The following is a 17,695-nucleotide window of genomic DNA, read 5'->3' on the forward strand; positions in this document are numbered from 1 at the left end:
TCCTATCGCTCTGATAACTTGGTAAATCTTAGGTTGAGCAATGCAAGCCCACCAACTAACAGGAAGATCAAGGTAGCAATAGCACTTGCCAGACCAAAGTCCTGACCTCCAGCACCTTCAAATGCGATCCGGTAGGTGTAGCTCACCAAAAGATCGGTATAACCTGCAGGCTCGGATGTTCCGATTCGATTTGGTCCCCCTTCCGTCAACAACATGATCATCACGAAGTTATTAAAGTTGAACGCAAAGGTCGCAATGAGCAGAGGCGTTAGCGGTCGGATCATCAAAGGAAAGGTGATGTGAACAAAATTCTTAATTGGTCCTGCACCGTCAATTGCTGACGCTTCGTAGAGGTCATCAGGAATGGCTTTCAAAAGCCCCATACAAAGAATCATCATGTACGGAAAGCCCAGCCAGGTGTTCACTGTAAGAACCATTACTTTTGCAAGAAACGGATCCGAGAACCAACTCGGACTGATTCCAAACAGTGCGTTCAGTACCAGGTTAATTTCACCAAAACTCTGATTAAACAACCCCTTGAAAATCAGGATTGAGATAAAAGACGGTACCGCATAAGGAAGAATGAGCATCACTCGGTAGATAGCTCTTCCTTTCAGTGCCTCCCATTGAACGACACTCGCAAGCACCAATCCGATCATCAAAGTAAATACAACCGTACACACCGAGAAAACAATGGTCCAGATGAAGATACCTATAAAGGGTTCTTTTATCCCTTCATCTTTCCAGACACGTTCAAAGTTGGCAGCTCCTATGGTAACAATGAATCCGGGCGATACGGGGTCTCCTACATATTCTCCATTCTCATACGGCTGATAATATCCAATATCGAAATTAGGTTTGTAAGTCAGTTGATTTTCGTTGTTGTGAAGTGATTCTCCATCCTCAAGTAACGAATATCTTGGCGCTACTGACCCCATTTTTCTCAGACCATTCATGGTCAAAGAAGCACCATCTGGCGCATTAAACGTTAGGTCAGATAGCGTTTTTCTGTACTTGATGACCGTTTTAATCTTCTCTTTAGTGCCTCGTAACTGTTCAGTGGGCTCCAGTTGAATGGCTTGTGCTGGCGGCTGTGTGAAATCTATAGCCGGAGAGGCTAACCAGTCATCGCCTTGTTTAACGTATATCCGGTAACGACTGTCAATTGAATGCAACTGAAAAGGATAGCTCTCGCCACTTTGAAAGGTTTGTGCCAAAAGCACCGACTGAGCTCTTTCGAAAGACAGTTGGTTCTTCGCACTGTAGTTTGTAAAAGCCAAGCCTACGGTATAAACCAGAGGGAAAATGATGAACAGAATCATCCCGGCAATACCGGGGTAAATGTAACGATGAGCATAAGCTTTTCTGTTGCCAAAAATGGCGATAGCGAGTGCTGTTAAAACAACGGTTAATATAGCGAACGCAAACTCACCCTGAGCGTACATCAAGACACTTGCGTAACCATTAAGCAAAGATACAGCAAGCAGAGTCAGCCACTTAACTGCTGAGCCTTTTGTAGAAGAGGAAGGAGAAGCCGGTTCTTTGAAGTGTCCGGCGCTCGACACTGACTGCATATTGGCACCTGCAAAAAAACAAATAATGAGGTCTGCTGACCTGAGTCACCGTGATCATGGAATAAGATCAAGTCAGTAATGGTAAAGACGGTACACCCTAATACCTGAGTGTACCGCCATTTAGATCTACTTGGTCATTTGCTTTTCTGCATCACTTAACGCGGACTCAACGCTCTGGCGACCATCGACGATGTTGATCACAGCATTTTTAGCCGAGCTCCAGAATGCGTTCATTTGAGGGATATTTGGCATCACCTCACCATTTTGTGCGTTTGTCATGGTAGCCGCGATTCGTTTATCTGCAGCAATTTCCTGCTGGAAGGAATTCAAAGCAACAGCACCAAGCGGTTTGTCATCGTTAACTGTGCGTAGCCCTTCGTTAGTCAGTAAGTAGCTCTCAATGAACTCGACAGCCAGATCTTTATTTGGAGACGCCGTGCTGATCCCCGCGGTTAAGACGCCAACAAATGGTTTAGATGGCTGACCGTTAAATTTAGGTAAGGTTGCAACACCATAGTTGATGCCAGATTTTTCAATGTTACCCCAAGCCCAAGGACCATTAATTGTCATCGCTACGTTGCCCTTGTTGAATTCAGATTCCGATACGGAGTAATCCATGTCAGGAGAAATCACGCCTTTATCAGCCAGAGACTTCACAAATTTCATGGCTGCAGCAACGCCATCTTTATTGATGCCAGCATTCTTAACGTCATAACCACCAGTTTTGGTCTTAAACGCGTATCCTCCGTCTGCCGCCATCAAAGGCCAGGTAAAGTAAGGTTCCTTCAGGTTCCACATAATGGCAGACTTGCCTTCTTTCTTAAGCTTGGCATTGATGGCTTCAACTTCTTCCCAGTTTTTCGGAGGCGCTGGCAACAAGTCCTTATTGTAAATCAGTGATAAAGATTCAACAGCGACAGGATAACCAATGTATTTGCCTTTGTAGGTAACCGCATCCCATGCAAAATCAACGATGCCCTCTTTGATCTCTTTCGAAGGGTTCACTTCCACTAATAGACCCGACTCCGCATAACCACCAAATCGGTCGTGTGCCCAGAACACAATGTCCGGACCATCACCAGTTGACGCCGTTTGAGGAAACTTATCCTGCAAAGAATCAGGGTGAGCTACCGTCACTTTAATTCCGGTATCTTCTTCGAAGCGCTTCCCAACTTCAGCCAGACCGTTATACCCTTTATCGCCGTTAATCCAGATGGTTAACTGACCTTCTTCAATCGCAGCATACGCTGGTAAAGTTCCGATAGAGGCAAGAGTGCAAAGTGCAATCGCACGAATGGGAGCTTTCATATTGTTATCCTTTTTAATATGTAGGGTGCAAGGCTAATACTGCGTTACCTCCAATGAAACATCATCATCCTAATCACTACGCCTTCAGGGCTGTATTACACTTTCGTGATCAATTTGGAGTTTATATGAAGATTAAGATCACAAAATATGACGTTAGTGTGACTAGCCCCAAGAAGTCTCAGGTGGGGAAAGCCTTCCGTTGATGACTGATTAGAGCGTACTCCTCCCCACCTACTCCCCCTGTCCGCCTTTAAATCAGGAGGATCTTTTTCAATCCCTGTTCGGGCAATATACCCAGACAGTGCGAGAATCGGCTAGAATAGCTGGAAATACCGACAGATAGAATTATCCCTATAGTTCAAAGATTTACAAGAAAGGAAAGCAGTATGGCAAGCGTAACGCTTAAGAATGTATCCAAAGCCTATGGCGATACTTTAATTTCAAAGAACATTGACTTGGATATAGAACAAGGCGAGTTTGTCGTATTTGTTGGTCCATCGGGTTGCGGAAAATCAACGTTATTAAGGTGCATCGCGGGTCTTGAAGATATTACATCTGGCGATCTGTTCATTGGTGATACTCGGATGAATGACGTTGAACCCTCCAAACGTGGAGTGGGTATGGTTTTCCAGTCTTATGCGCTCTACCCTCATTTAAACCTGTACGACAATATGTCTTTTGGTCTGAAGTTGGCAAAGGCAGATAAGGGAGAAATAAAAGAGCGCGTAACCAAAGCCGCCGACATACTTCAGCTTAGCCATTTGCTAGAAAGACAGCCGAAAGCCCTTTCCGGAGGACAACGCCAGCGTGTTGCGATTGGTCGAACTTTAGTTTCGCAGCCAGATGTGTTTTTGCTAGATGAACCCTTATCCAACTTAGATGCGGCATTACGAGTCCAGATGCGCAGCGAAATCACCAAACTGCAGAAGCAGCTGGGCTGCACCATGATCTACGTTACGCACGATCAAGTCGAAGCCATGACAATGGCCGATAAAATCGTTGTACTGGATGCAGGTTACGTTTCGCAGGTAGGTAGACCACTAGAACTGTATCACTACCCTCAAAACCAGTTTGTCGCTGGTTTTATCGGATCGCCTAAAATGAACTTCATAGATGTACGGGTTGAAAAAGCCGAATCAGAACGTGTTCTTGTTCAGGCTTCACAAGACCAGACATTCTGGGTTCAAGTTGATGGTTCTGAACTGGTAGGTGGAGAACAGATGGTATTGGGAATAAGACCAGAGCACCTTACCGACGCTGAAGAATCTGAAGTGCAACTCGGTGGCATTGTTCAGGTTGTAGAAAAGCTAGGGAACGAAACGCAAGTTTATCTGACTCTTGATCATTCCGGCTCCGAGTTCATTTACCGAGCACCAGACACAATCGAAGTCGAAACAGAGATGCATTTTGACGTCGGCATCGCTCCGCACCGCTGTCATTTGTTCCATAAAGATGGCAAAGCCTGTAAACGGTTGTTGAGAGAGAAAGGCATATAAAAAAACAGAGCCCGTTTTCGGGCTCTGTTTTTTTGAACAAAGATCAGTTGATTCCATCTGTCCACTTTATGCGTTCAAACACCTCTTTGTGAAGGGTTTGATTGGACTGCTCTAAGTGCAGAATAAGTGATTCAATCTTCTCAACCCAGGTTTCTTCATGCAGGTCATCAACCATCGCTTCTCTGCTTCGCAAGCTTTCGGGCTTGTCTTCATTGTCTGCCATACTCTCGCTCCCCCAGCGGACTTCCTCTAGAAAAGCGTAGACCATATATAATCAAGTATCCTCAAGATACTTGATTCGGCGAAATTTAAATGAATTAAACCAGCTCTTCCTGGCTGATGTTTTCCTTTGCCCAAATAAGAGCCTGAAGTCGATTCTTTGCGTGAATTTTCTTAAACAGATTATGGAGATGGGTTTTCACCGTATTCTCACTAACAAAAAGCTTGTCCGCAATTTCTGTGTTGGTCGCACCTTTCGCTAAGTGGCGAATAATTTGCTGTTCGCGCCGTGTGAGCTTTGAATAAAGGTCGTTTGTGGTATTGGTCTGACGCTGGCGATAATAAACGATGTATTCCTGAGCGAGCTTGCGGCTCAACCACATATCGCCATTCTGAATAGCATTAATACCTTTTGACAAGGTGTCTATTGAATCGTCTAAATAAAAAACACCGACCAGATTTGGCCAATTCATCAGCGATTTGTATTCCAATTCCTTTTCACAATTCAGCAATACCTCTTGGCATTGAGGGAAATGTCGCTTTTTATATTTCAGGTACTTGGATAAGAATTCATCACAAATTACGCTCATGTCAATGACAACGAAGCTATCAGAAGGGAGAGAAAGATGAATATCTTCGTTTTCCAATATCGACTTTAATTGAAGCGTTTCCATATAAATATGGAGAGATTCTTCCAAAGATCGCTGAAGCAGCTGCGATTGCATTGTGTTATTTGTTATTAGGGTAAACACAACGGTGTTCCTTATATTTATTATGCCAATCTGATTGAGCTCTATACGTTATTAATATATTTTTCGTTGTCAAGGCACGCACTTCAAATACAACAGAATGCGTATCAATAGCCTATCTAACCAATTGATTCAAAAGAAATCTCACAATTGAGACAATCTTAATCTTTTATTTGAGAATTCTGTTTGCTTAATTTTATCGAATGGAGAACTCAATAATAAAGTGAGTAATATCACTAAGTGTGTGTATTTATTTGCGACTGAATCACGCCAAACTTTTTATTTTGGCGCACATCTTCTTGTAAAAATAAATATACCCAAGTGACCTCAAGATGCAGGATTCAGAGCCTCATATTCTGTTTCAGTTCAAGCCTCTCTATTTCAAAATCAGGAACGAAGCGGAATGACGAGTCCTTTCCAAGTTCTTTGACGATGAAATGGAACAGAATATGGGCTCCCAAGGGCGAGTTTAACTGTCTTTCATACTGCGTTACCGATTCTTGATTTAGAACCACTAGATCTTCAAATCGGTGTCTTGTCTGAAAGACAGTTAATTCTCGCTGAACCTAGCATATTGAGGTTACTTGGGTATAAGGTTTACAAACTACTGCCCGATTAAATTATATTGATATGTATCTCAATAATCATTGTCAAAAATTTCGAATGAGTGACGTCGCTTCCGACAGAAAAGTCAGCACCGAATTTAAGGTCTTGTTTACTAGGCAATAAAAAAGCGCCCTAACAGGCGCTTTGATGTCTTATATGATCTCTAATAAAAGAAATTTAGTGAATTGGGGTAGCACCCTTCTCAACAAACTTCCCAAAATATTCTTCCATGATTTCAGGAGTCAACTCTCCGCGGGCTTCCAGTTCTTTCAGTTTTGCCACGATCTCACGCTGCTCTTCAATAGAAGGTAGCTTCACTTCTGGCTCACTGTTCATCTCTTCTGAGATGGCTTCTAGTTCTTTTTCAAAATCACTCATAACGCTTTACCTTACAAAATCACTTCCGTAATTTTATACTCAAGTTGCCTTAAGATTCCAGTTTCGGCACATGAACCAGAAGAAACGAGGCACAATCAGTGCCTCAGAATCTTAAAGTTTAAAGTTACCCACCATCGCGTCCAGTCGTTTAGAGAGTGACTGAAGCTCGGCACTGGCATCTGCCAACTCTTGTGCTGTATTCGTTGTCAGCTCATTGATGGAATTGATTTCCTCAATGTTCTCGTTAATAGTGTGCACCACGGTAGACTGCTCTTCTGTCGCCGTTGCAACCTGAGTATTTCTGTCTGAAATATCGCTGATACTTTCAGAAATTAATCCCAGAACTTCCACAGCCTGATCGGTAGATTCTACCCCTTCCATGGTCACCGCCTGTCCGGCTTCCATTGCAGATACTGCATCTTGTGCGTCAGCCTGAAGCTGATTGATCATCTTCTGGATTTCTTCTGTTGAATCCGCAGTGCGGCTTGCCAGGTTTCGTACTTCGTCTGCTACAACAGCAAATCCACGCCCTTGCTCACCTGCGCGCGCTGCTTCGATTGCGGCGTTCAATGCCAGCAGGTTTGTTTGCTCTGAAATGTCTCGAATCACATCCAGAATAGAACCAATGTCCTGTGTTGTGCCTGCCAGTTTCTGTACAACACCACCAATGTGCTCAATGTCCGATGCCAAGCGGCTGATTGCGTCTTTGGCACGGAAAACAACGCCACGACCATCTTCAGTATTTGATTCAGCGCCACTTGCAGTCTCTGCTGCTGTTGCTGCATTTGAAGCGATCTCACTGATGGTAGCACCCATCTCATTAATCGCCGTCACCACCTGAATGGTCTGATCGCGCTGATTCTGACTGTTGTCATGGGTAATGTGCGATTTCTCGGCGACACCCTCTGCCGCAATCTGAAGCGCATTACTGGTTTCAGCCACTTCTTTTACAGAATTATGGATTTTTTCAATGAACCCGTTAAAGCCCTGAGACAGCTTCGCGATTTCATCTTTACCATTAATTTCAATACGCTGAGCCAAATCGCCGTCACCTTCACCTAGCTGACGGAAACGCTCTGCTATCACATTAATTGGTTTAGTAATACTGCCCGCCAGAATCAGGCTTAATGCTACGAAGATCAGCGCGACGACTAGCGTCGTAATCATCATCTTCTGTGCTGTGGAATCAAGTTCCGCAAATACTTCATCTACCGGCACCTGCGCGACGATAAACCAGTCCATTGAAGGTACGTACTGGCTAACAACAAAAACGTCTACACCGTCGTATTGAGAGCGAACAATGTTATAGCCAGATTTATTCAGTAGTTGAGAAGCTTCAGAACCGTAGATTCCAGAAAGGTTGGTATTGGTTTTCGAAGATTGCTTGTGAATCTGAACCTTACCCTGAGAGTCAGTCAGAAAGACAAAACCGGACTGTTCAATCTGGAAACTGTTAAGAAGAGAAACCATGTCGTTCAGAGACTTAGATAAGCCAGACATGGTTTTACCACTGGTGATCTGATAGTTGGCAAACATTTTCACTTCACCATTTGCTTCAGTAAATACGCTCACCATGGTTTCCTGACCAGAAGAAGTAAACCCGAAAAACCAGCCATCCTGTTGACGATTTAACTGACGCAGGAACCCATTTTGGTTCCAGTAATACGCGGATTCACGGTTTGCAACAGACGCATCATTCAAATTGTACTGAGCGCGAACATTATTTAATTGTTCTACCAGCATTTTTTCTGTTGCCGGATCGCGGTCTGTTGTACTGACTGCCTGTTGAATGAATGTGTTGTTAGCAATCTGCTCAGCAGCGTTAAGAAGCTGAGAGACTTCCTGATCCACTTCAGAGCTGACTAGGTTCAGCATGGAAGGAAGTTCAATTTGAACTAGGCGATGTTCTAATACATCACGTGCTTGGTTTTGAGCCATAAAGCCAACGATACTGGTAGAAGCTAGCACTGCGAAAGCCATACCAATAACGATCTTTTGTTTAATGCTCATAGAGAGAGAGCCGATCATAAGATTTGCCTTATTTAAAACTAGGGGTAGGAGGAGTCTTCAACGTTCTTTTTTTGTCAATCAAAGTTAGGCTGAAGTAGGTAACAGTTTGTAACGTATCGGCAGATTATACAGAACCTTTACTGACATTTTTACAATTTACTTGTAAGCGTTTTATGAATCGATGCCTTTAATCTTGATTTTTCTAAACGAACCAATATCTTGTTGCTGAACTTTTTTCATTTTTGTTAGTCGGATTTGTCGACAAAGTTGTTAACTGGAGCCCTTTTAGACATGCAAATGAACTTATTTCAGCAGTTGCAGGCACATTTAAATTCGCAAGTCATTGGTCAAAATGAGCTGATTAAGCAAATACTTGTTGCATTACTGGCAGATGGTCACATTTTGGTTGAAGGGCCACCCGGTCTTGCCAAAACCAGAGCTGTAAAGTGTCTGGCAGACTGCATTGAAAGCGATTTCCACCGAGTTCAGTTCACCCCTGATTTGTTGCCAGCAGACTTAACCGGAACCGATATCTATCGTCCGGAAACAGGCACGTTTAGTTTCCAGAAGGGTCCTATTTTTCATTCCTTAATTCTGGCTGATGAAATCAACCGTGCTCCTGCAAAAGTACAGGCAGCAATGCTTGAAGCCATGGCGGAAGGTCAGGTCACAGCTGGTAGTAAAACTTACGCTCTGCCTGATTTATTTCTGGTAATTGCTACGCAAAACCCGATTGAGCAGGAAGGCACCTATCCGTTGCCAGAAGCGCAACTTGACCGATTCCTGCTTCACCTTGAAGTGGATTACCCGGATGCCGAGAGCGAACTGGCTATTTTGCGTCTGAACCGAGGCGAAGCGCTAAATCATGAAACCGCTCAGCCCGTTAAGATTAGCCAAGCAGATATCTTTGCAGCCCGAAACGACGCTCTTTCGCTGCACATGGATGAGTCTATCGAGCAATACATCATCCGTTTGATCATGGCGACAAGACAACCAGAGACTTACAGCGATGAACTTGCCAACTGGCTTGAAATGGGGGTGAGTCCTCGCGCAACGATCGCGCTTGATCGCGCAGCCAGAGCACACGCCTGGTTAAGTGGTCGCGATTTTGTGACGCCAGAAGATGTTCAGGTGATGGCTTACCCTGTACTCCGCCACAGAATGTTGCTGAGTTACTCGGCTCAGGCACAAGGCATCACAGCGAACCACGCGGTGAAAACCTTACTCTCTCTGGTTGGCAGCGCGTAGGGGGAACCATGTCGCAATTGCCACCTTACGCCAATGGTGCATTTCTTTCTATTGAAGAACTGCTCTACTACAAAAGCCAGACCTGCAAATGGCTTCCTCCTGCCAAAAGCTTGTGGTCACAATTGAGCGGAAGCCATCAAAGCCGGGCGAAAGGACGAGGAATGAACTTCGCCGAAGTCAGACAATATCAAGCTGGCGATGACATTCGCTCTATCGACTGGCGGGTAACGGCACGTACAGGAAAAGTACACACCAAACTTTTCGAAGAGGAAAGAGAGCAGCCTGTCATCCTGTTTATTGACCTGAGCAGCAGTATGCGTTTTGGCTCTTCCCTACTTTTGAAGTCTGTTCAGGCTGCACATCTTGCAAGCCTGGTTGGTTGGCTATCAGTTCAAACTGGTGACCGCCTAGGCGCTGTGATTTCTGACGGTCATAAGATGATTGATATCAAGCCAACCGCCCGTGCGAAAGGGGTTCTGAATGTACTGGATTCGCTGATCAATGCGCATAATGAATCGTTGCAGTCAACCGAAGAGAAACGTGAAGGGCTTGGATGGACAACCTCACTGGAAGCACTGCATCGCTTATGCCCAAAGGGCAGCGATATCGTATTGTTGAGTGATTTCCTATCGTTTGAAGACGATGAATTTGTTCGTCTGAGTCAAATCGCTCAGCACAACCGCATCCGGGCAATTCAGATCTTTGACCCGTTAGAACAGGGCGTCACTCACTACAAGGGTCAAAACGCCGTTAGCGATGGCAGGCGCAGTCGATGGGTCGACTTTTCATCTTCCAAAACCAAACAAAGTTTTCAGCAAGATTTTGAGTCCCGCTCAGAAAAACTGAAATCAGGCTTTAACAAGTTAGGCATTCATTTCAGCCACATTTCATGTGGGGAAAGCCTAATGGAACAACTACACAGAGGTTAGAATGCAAGGCAGTACTCAATCTCTTCCACTGGCCCCCATTCATCTTCCTCAGGAACCCGGCATCTGGCCACTTGCCTGGGGATGGTGGGCGCTCATTGCGGCTGTTGTTATCGCATTATCGCTCGGTGTCTATTTCTTTCAGAAGTACCAGAAAAAAGTCCGTGCAAAGCGCGAAGCACTTAAGCAGATCAAAAATATTACATCGGCGTCTGAATCCATGAATATCGTCAGACAAGCAGCACTCAGCTATTTCCCCCGAGAGCAGGTTGCACCGCTCACTGGAGAGGCTTGGTACGAGTTTTTGGATGCGCAAAACAGTCAGTCTCGCTTTGCGGAAAAATCAGAACAATGGAACAACGCACTCTATGCCTCTGCAGAGCCCTCTCAGGAACTATTAAAGGAAGCAGAAAAATGGATCAAACAGGCATTGCCTCCTCAGTCTAAAGTGAATTTGAAGAAGGTGAAGTCATGATTGATTTTGAATGGCTTTGGGCATTTTTGCTTTTACCTCTACCTGCTCTGGTTTACTTTTTAGCCCCTAAAGCGCAGGAACCTCAGGCAATCCAGCTACCCAGCGTGCCGGATACTCAGTTAGGTCATACGCCCAATCGAAGCGGGCAGCGGATCCTTTTGCTACTCATGTGGCTGGGTCTTGTAACTGCTACAGCACGCCCTGTCTGGCTTGGCGATCCCGTCGAATATTTCCCTGAACATCGCGACATGATGTTGGTTGTGGATCTTTCTTACTCAATGAGCCAGGAAGATATGCAGAAAGACGGGGACTACATCGATCGCCTGAGTGCGGTAAAGCAAGTGGTGGGAGACTTCGTCACCAAACGTAAAGGCGATCGCTTAGGTCTGGTTCTGTTTGCCGATCATGCTTATCTGCAAACGCCCCTCACTCTCGACAGACAAGCGGTAAAGTCGCAATTGGATCGTACTGTACTTAAGTTGATAGGCACAAAAACGGCTATTGGTGATGGAATTGGTTTAGCCACGAAAACCTTCATTGATAGCGACGCCCCACAGCGGGTGATGGTCCTTCTGAGTGATGGCAGTAATACCGCTGGTTTGATCGACCCTATTGAAGCGGCAAGCATCGCCAAAGAATACAACGCGACCATCTACACCGTGGGTGTGGGTGCGGGCGAAATGGTGGTGAAAGACTTCTTGTTTGAACGTGTGGTCAACACAGCAGAGGATCTGGATGAGAAAACGCTGATCCAGATTGCCGACATGACGGGCGGGCAATACTTTCGGGCGCGAGATAGTCAGGAGCTGGCAACCATTTACGATACCATCAATGCATTAGAACCCGTCTCCAGTGCCAGCCAGACATGGCGACCAAGAGCAGAATGGTTTTGGCTGCCTCTGATATTTTCTCTGTTCATTTCACTGGTTCTCGCAACGCTAAGGAGAAACCATGGCTGATTTCCAACTGATGAACCCACTATGGCTACTCGGTATTTTACCTGCCATTGCGATTGCCTTATGGCTAAAAGCGGGTTCTGGCTCAAAAGGGCTTATCGCCTCACACCTGGCTCAGGCATTGGGTGTAAGTCAAAAAAGAAAACACTATTTTCATCTGTTCTGGCTCGGATTCTGGATCGTGAGTTGTATCGCCCTTTCCGGTCCTAGCTTCGAAAAGCAAACCCGACCAGCATTCAATGTCAGCCACGCCCGAGTGCTGGTTATGGATATGTCGCGCTCTTTGTATGCAAACGACATCAAGCCAAACCGATTGCAGCAATTGAAATTCAAAGCGCTGGACTTACTTCCACTCTGGACGGAAGGCAGCACCGGCTTAGTCGCATTTGCTGGCGGGGCATACACTATTAGCCCATTAACCACAGACAGCAGCACACTTGCCAGCCTGATTCCAGACCTTTCTCCTGAAATTATGCCAACGCAAGGAAGTAATGTGGCAGCTGCCGCCCAGTTGGCGGTTCAGTTGATGTCGGATGCGGGGCATCAGGCGGGTGACATCGTACTGCTCGCTGATGAAATTTCTCAACGTCAGCAAGAAGACATCGCAGAGATTCTGGGTGAAAAATGGCGTCTTTCTGCCATCGCAGTCGGAACTGAGCAAGGTGCGCCTATTCAGCTTCCAGGAGGCGAACTGCTTAAATCCGCCAGTGGCAACACGGTTATCGCAAAAACGGACTTTTCTGGTTTCCGGAATCTGGCTCGTCAGACTGGTGGGGTGTTTTCAACACTCAGAGGCGACGGTAAAGACGTGGAAGCCATTGCCCGACTCTCTGTTAATGCCTCTGAAGCGCAGGAAGAACTTGGGCAGGAAGTGAGCGACAGAATCAACAATGGCTACTGGCTGTTGCCTGTATTGGTATTGGCTAGCCTGTTTCTGTTCCGTAAGGGACTCATATTCTCCCTGTTGATCTTTGTTTTACCTCAACCAATTCCGGCAGAAGCTGCGCCATTCCAAACAGACGATCAGGCAGCGTTTCAAGCTTTTCAGAATAAAGAGTTTGAACAGGCGGCAGAACAGTTCCAGTCAAAAGAATGGGCTGGCGCTGCATGGTATGAGGCAGGAAACTATGACAAAGCCATCGAAACTTTGGAAGGCGTCCAAGGAACAGATGCGCAATACAACCTTTCCAATGCCTATGCCAGAAAAGGGGAGCTGCAAAAAGCCATCGATGGTTACAAATCTGTGCTAAAAGCCAACCCCGATCATCAAGACGCGGCGAAGAACCTTAAAGTTGTTGAAGACGCGCTCAAGCAACAGCAACAGCAACAGCAACAGCAACAGCAACAGCAACAGCAACAGCAACAGCAACAGCAACAGCAACAGCAACAGCAACAGCAGGATTCTCAAAGCGACTCACAACAAAGTCAACAAAACTCAGAACAGCAGTCCACGCCTGAAAATCAAGATGAACAACAGGAAAGCAGTAGCGATCCTCAACCGTCTTCAGAACAGGCAAATGACGCCCAAGAGCAGCAAGAGCAGCAAGAGCAGCAAGAGCAGCAAGAGCAAAGTAAAGCTGATGAGTCGGAGAACACTCCGCAACAGAATGAATCTGAACATTCGGATGAAATGTCTTCAAAAGAGGAAGGTCAGGAGCGTTCACCAGCTCAGTTGTCCCAACAGGACAATGCAGAGCAAGTCGACCCTAAAATTCGACAGTTAGAACAGATTCAGCAACAGGGCGACGCAGGTAACTTGCTTCGCGCACAAATGATTTTACAGGAAAGGCAAAACCCAGCACCGCAGAGGTCTGAGCAAACATGGTAATTCGCAAAACAATGTCATTAATTCGTTGGTTTTTCTCATTGGCTTTCATCAGCATGTTCGCCGTGTCATCGGCATGGGCAAACACCGTCGCGACAGCGACCGTGACCAAAACAACTGTCAACAAAGATGAAGTGTTTCAATTGAAAGTCGCCGTTAATACACGTGCATCAAACAACGCGGTCGATTTCTCTGTACTGCAACCCAACTTTTACATGGGAAGACCAAGTTTTAGTTCCGCTCAGCGTTACATCAATGGACGCTCTTCGGTCAGCAGCGAATGGACAGTCGCACTTGCTGCCACTAAAACGGGCATTCTGACTATCCCCAGCTTCGAAATTGAGGGGGCAAAAACCGCCCCTATCGCCATTCAGGTCACCAACAATACACAAGGTCGTACTCAGGATGACATCATTCAGTTCACGGCTAGTCTGGATAAGGACGAACTGTATGAAGGAGAAAGAACTCAATTACACGCAAGGCTGATCATCAAAGCCGACTTAAGAAGGTTGCAAAACACCAACATCGAATCAGCATTTGGTGAAGGGCTGTCAATCGAACCAAAGGGAGAAAGTAACCAGTACCAAAGCGTGATCGACGGAGTGGAAGCCACTGTTGTGGACCAGTCTTTTTACGTGATCCCAGAACGTGCTGGTCAGCTGACCGTTCATCCACCGCGATTAACCGGCGCACTGGTGGAACGCGCCCGAAACGGTGGCACTCGACTGATTCAGCTAGACAAGAGTTCGCCGGCAATAGTGTTAAAGGTCAACGCAAAGCCCGATTCGTATCAGGGAGCGTGGTTGCCGACGCCTTCACTGTCTCTGGATCAGCTATGGCAGGATGAAGATGGGGAGCGCATCAACGCAACGACTCTAAAAGCTAAAGTGGGTACACCAATCCAGAGAACTTTGGTTCTACGCGCGAAAAATCTCAGCCAGCAGCAATTGCCTAATCTGAAGATAGATTATCCAGATCAGATTCGTGTATATGACGAAGCGCCGAAATTTTCGCAAGGTAATGATGGCGACATTATCATGACGCTCAAGCAGGTATTGATAGCTAAAGAAGCGGGCGAGTTCACTCTACCAGAAGTGAATATTCGTTGGTGGGACAGCATTAATGGTGAAGAGCGAACCTCCACCGCATCCAGTATGAATATCATGGTGGAACAAGGTGATGCCATTGCCGTTAGCCCTATGATTCAGCCAGAGATCCCAGTAGAAACAGTCACCGTAACCGACAGAGGCATTTGGCCTTATCTGACAGCAGGATTTGCGACGCTCTGGTTAATCACTCTGGCACTGCTTGTTAAAGCCAAACGCACATCAAAACCTGCTTTAAATGAAAAGGCATCCAGAAAGTCGTCTGGTTCAGAAGTTGACCTTCTAAGGGCAATCAGCAGTAGAGATGGTATTGCGTTTGATCGTGCTTTCAATGTGTGGAAACAAACCTACCACGCTGATGAAGCACTTTTAGTAGAAGCGGAGAGCTTCAGGGCATCGCTGTTCGGAAGAAACAAAACATCGTTTGATGAGAAGGTCTTAGTATCCGAGATTAAATCTGCCAAACCCTTAGATTCTGGAAAAGAAAGTAGTGCCCTAGCCTCTCTTTAGAGAACAGACACTGCCGATGGAAACAAAAAACGCGCTGATATTCAGCGCGTTTTTCTTTCTAATGAAGTTAGGGTCTGTTGACCTTTCGAGCTGATTTTTGCAGCAATTTGTGGATTCTTTATACAAGGCAGCGCTTATTCGGTGTAGTCGCCCTACATCAATAAGCGGTAACACAGTAGAAAGGAGCCACAAATGCTGCCCGAAGGGTTCGGTTCTATGCGCTTTACTCTTTGTTGCAAGGTATTTGCTTAGAATGACTAAGCTAAAGACCTTGCGCCGCGATTAAACCACATAGAACACGAACAAAATTTAACCGCGAAAGGTCAACAGACCCTAGGCTTTAAGAACTTTTTGTTTTTCAAACTCAACGGTGACATACACCATGCCGTCTTTGGCAGCAAAATCAAAGCCCCAAAGCTGAGTCTGACAAATCCGTTTAACCAGTTCCAGACCAAGCCCAAATCCGCTGGACTGCCTTCCCTGATAGTTTGCCGCATTCGAAATACACACCGATTTACCTGCGATTTCAATCCCGACTTCGCCGTGTTCGGCGTACTGGAATGCATTACGGATCAGGTTACTTAACACGATTTTCAGCAAGTCAGGGTTTGCATCTAGCTGGCTTTCACCCTGAACATTCACAGACAGGGATTTCTGCTGTCTTAAATAGCCGAGATCTTCCACCAACTGTTCACAACAGCCCCTTAAATCCTGATCCATTTTCTCTAAAGGCTGACCGGACTCTCGTGCCAGCCAAAGCAATGACTGAGTCAGTGACTGCATGTTATCCAGCGCATAACGGGCGCGCTTTAATGGGCGGGAAGGAGGAATTTGTTCGTCTATGGTGTCCAGCGATGCCTGCATGATTGCGAGCGGAGTGCGAAGTTCGTGGCTGGCATGGCGTAAAAACTGGGTTTCACGTTCGTTGAATCGACTGACTCGGTCGATGGCGTCTTCAAGCTGCTTTGCCAGCTCATTCAGTTCAGTAAAACGGTATTTGGGTCTTGGCTCTTCATTCGGCGTACCAAGTGTCGAAGCCCAACGGTTAAGGTGAACAAATGGTGCACCTATGCTTCGCATCCACCAAAGTGCCACCAGAACGAGTATTGCAGAGAAACAAATGAGCGACCATATACTCTGCTCTATAACGGTGCTGGCAAATTCTTCAATCAACCACTCAATGTCTTCGACCGGATACTGGCTCACCAGATAGACGTATTCACCATTATTCAGTAAATGGGACATGATGGAGATGTGGTATTCCTCACCATTAATCTCTTTCATCACTGACGTTTCATCTTCAACATGGACCTTGTCGGCTGAACCAAATGTCTCTTTGATGTGTTGAGGCAGGCTTTCCCAGTTGCGATAAGCTTTAGTAGAAGAAAGTGTGGTAACACTGGAATCCGGATCTTTTTCCAGATGCCTGACCATAGCGCGAACGTCCATCCACGCCGCTGTATTTGAGACTTTTTCCAGGCTCAGTGAATACTGAACCATGGCGATAATGATCATGTCGATGACAAGGAAGAAGCCGAATAGCACCAGCTTCTGCATAAGATCTTTTTTCAGTGAGATAGAGTAGGCTTTCATTCCAGTTCCTTAATCTGGATGCCAGCATTAATGCGGGTATGCAACAAAGGAGCACCGAAAGGCTTATCCAGCACTTTGCGCAGGTTACTAAGCTGAACATTCAGATTGCCTGGCTCGACAGGGTCATCCGGCCAAACCGCATTTTCAAGCTCTGGTCGTGGGACAACGCGCGGGCTTTGCAACACTAAGTAATGAAGGATCTTCCAGCCAATTGGCGTCATCTTGAGTTTTTTACCAGCTCGATACGCCTCTTGTGTATTCAGGTCGAGCTCAAGGTCGCCAATTTTCAGGTTGCTAGACACATTTGGCTGAGTACGTTTGGAAAGAGCCTGAAGCCTTGCCCAAACAACGGGCATTGGACAGGGTTTAACGACAAAATCATCGACGCCACTACGGAACCCTTCCAGCTCATCTTCAACCGTGTCATAAGCAGTCATCATGAGTACCGGAGTCTGGACACGTGCTTCACGTAGCATTCGGCAAACTTCGTAGCCATCCATCTTGGGCATATTTACGTCTAAAATGATGACATCATTGTCTCCTTGAAGCGCCAATGATAATCCGCTCTGTCCGTTGTAAGCGAAATCACATTCCACGCCCTTCAGTTCCAGGTAATCTGCCAATGCTCCCGCAAACTGATTGTCATCATCTATGATCAAGACTTGCATCTTATTTCCTCGTCCTTTCCTTCAACACTTTTCCAGTGTCTTTAAAGC

Annotated in this window: 15 protein-coding genes; 7 read left to right on the forward strand and 8 right to left on the reverse strand. The window is 46.0% G+C overall.

The window, feature by feature from the left end:
• Positions 1–2 precede the first annotated feature (2 nt).
• Both malF and malE read right to left on the reverse strand, forming a co-directional pair.
• On the reverse strand, positions 3–1,574 hold the full coding sequence (malF, locus tag QMG91_RS25800; RefSeq protein WP_281830872.1) for a maltose ABC transporter permease MalF: 1,572 nt from the start codon (positions 1,572–1,574) through the stop codon (positions 3–5).
• A 126-nt stretch (positions 1,575–1,700) separates the two neighbouring features.
• Positions 1,701–2,882, reverse strand: coding sequence for a maltose/maltodextrin ABC transporter substrate-binding protein MalE (gene malE / locus QMG91_RS25805; protein ID WP_281830874.1), 1,182 nt, complete (start codon positions 2,880–2,882; stop codon positions 1,701–1,703).
• Positions 2,883–3,268: 386 nt separating this feature from the next.
• Here malE and malK point away from each other — a divergent pair, with 386 nt between their 5' ends.
• Entirely contained in the window at positions 3,269–4,378 is a 1,110-nt protein-coding gene (gene malK, locus QMG91_RS25810; protein WP_281830876.1) for a maltose/maltodextrin ABC transporter ATP-binding protein MalK, read from the forward strand.
• Between the two features lie 43 nt (positions 4,379–4,421).
• On the opposite strand, the gene QMG91_RS25815 is transcribed toward malK, so the two are convergent.
• The 4 genes from QMG91_RS25815 to QMG91_RS25830 all read right to left on the reverse strand — a co-directional run bounded on the left by QMG91_RS25815 (position 4,422) and on the right by QMG91_RS25830 (position 8,358).
• Entirely contained in the window at positions 4,422–4,601 is a 180-nt protein-coding gene (locus QMG91_RS25815) for a hypothetical protein (RefSeq protein WP_004399955.1), read from the reverse strand.
• Between the two features lie 94 nt (positions 4,602–4,695).
• The gene (locus QMG91_RS25820; RefSeq protein WP_022561802.1) at positions 4,696–5,349 is read right to left on the reverse strand and encodes a LuxR C-terminal-related transcriptional regulator; all 654 of its coding nucleotides are present in this window, start codon (positions 5,347–5,349) and stop codon (positions 4,696–4,698) included.
• Between the two features lie 780 nt (positions 5,350–6,129).
• A complete protein-coding gene (locus QMG91_RS25825; protein ID WP_281830878.1) occupies positions 6,130–6,330 on the reverse strand; it encodes a restriction endonuclease subunit S in 201 nt (66 codons plus the stop codon).
• Positions 6,331–6,441: 111 nt separating this feature from the next.
• Positions 6,442–8,358, reverse strand: a complete 1,917-nt coding sequence (locus QMG91_RS25830) for a methyl-accepting chemotaxis protein (RefSeq protein WP_004399960.1) — start codon at positions 8,356–8,358, stop codon at positions 6,442–6,444.
• Between the two features lie 273 nt (positions 8,359–8,631).
• Between QMG91_RS25830 and QMG91_RS25835 the strand changes: the two genes are divergently transcribed.
• Genes QMG91_RS25835 through QMG91_RS25860 form a run of 6 tightly spaced genes read left to right on the forward strand, consistent with a single transcriptional unit; the run spans position 8,632 to position 15,386 of the window.
• Positions 8,632–9,588, forward strand: coding sequence for an AAA family ATPase (locus QMG91_RS25835; protein ID WP_045964877.1), 957 nt, complete (start codon positions 8,632–8,634; stop codon positions 9,586–9,588).
• Positions 9,589–9,596: 8 nt separating this feature from the next.
• Positions 9,597–10,517: a DUF58 domain-containing protein gene (locus QMG91_RS25840; RefSeq protein ID WP_281830881.1), complete on the forward strand. Its 921-nt coding sequence runs from the start codon at positions 9,597–9,599 to the stop codon at positions 10,515–10,517.
• Between the two features lies 1 nt (position 10,518).
• Entirely contained in the window at positions 10,519–10,989 is a 471-nt protein-coding gene (locus QMG91_RS25845) for a DUF4381 domain-containing protein (protein WP_281830883.1), read from the forward strand.
• Positions 10,986–11,948 carry a vWA domain-containing protein gene (locus tag QMG91_RS25850; protein ID WP_281830885.1) on the forward strand — a complete coding sequence of 321 codons (963 nt, stop codon included), beginning with the start codon at positions 10,986–10,988 and terminating at the stop codon, positions 11,946–11,948. The genes QMG91_RS25845 and QMG91_RS25850 overlap by 4 nt, the downstream gene beginning before the upstream one ends.
• Positions 11,941–13,773: a vWA domain-containing protein gene (locus QMG91_RS25855; protein ID WP_281870274.1), complete on the forward strand. Its 1,833-nt coding sequence runs from the start codon at positions 11,941–11,943 to the stop codon at positions 13,771–13,773. Before QMG91_RS25850 ends, QMG91_RS25855 begins: the two co-directional genes overlap by 8 nt.
• Before the next feature lie 11 nt (positions 13,774–13,784).
• Complete coding sequence (locus tag QMG91_RS25860; protein WP_281830889.1) at positions 13,785–15,386, forward strand: BatD family protein; 1,602 nt, start codon at positions 13,785–13,787, stop codon at positions 15,384–15,386.
• A gap of 333 nt (positions 15,387–15,719) precedes the next feature.
• Here the strand turns inward: QMG91_RS25860 and QMG91_RS25865 are convergent, their stop codons facing one another.
• A complete protein-coding gene (locus tag QMG91_RS25865) occupies positions 15,720–16,979 on the reverse strand; it encodes a sensor histidine kinase (protein ID WP_022561809.1) in 1,260 nt (419 codons plus the stop codon).
• Positions 16,976–17,647, reverse strand: coding sequence for a response regulator transcription factor (locus QMG91_RS25870; RefSeq protein WP_004399340.1), 672 nt, complete (start codon positions 17,645–17,647; stop codon positions 16,976–16,978). The genes QMG91_RS25865 and QMG91_RS25870 overlap by 4 nt, the downstream gene beginning before the upstream one ends.
• Positions 17,648–17,695 lie beyond the last annotated feature (48 nt).

Origin of the sequence: Vibrio nigripulchritudo (genome assembly GCF_027924785.1) — a bacterium.
In the GTDB taxonomy this organism is placed as follows: domain Bacteria; phylum Pseudomonadota; class Gammaproteobacteria; order Enterobacterales; family Vibrionaceae; genus Vibrio; species Vibrio nigripulchritudo.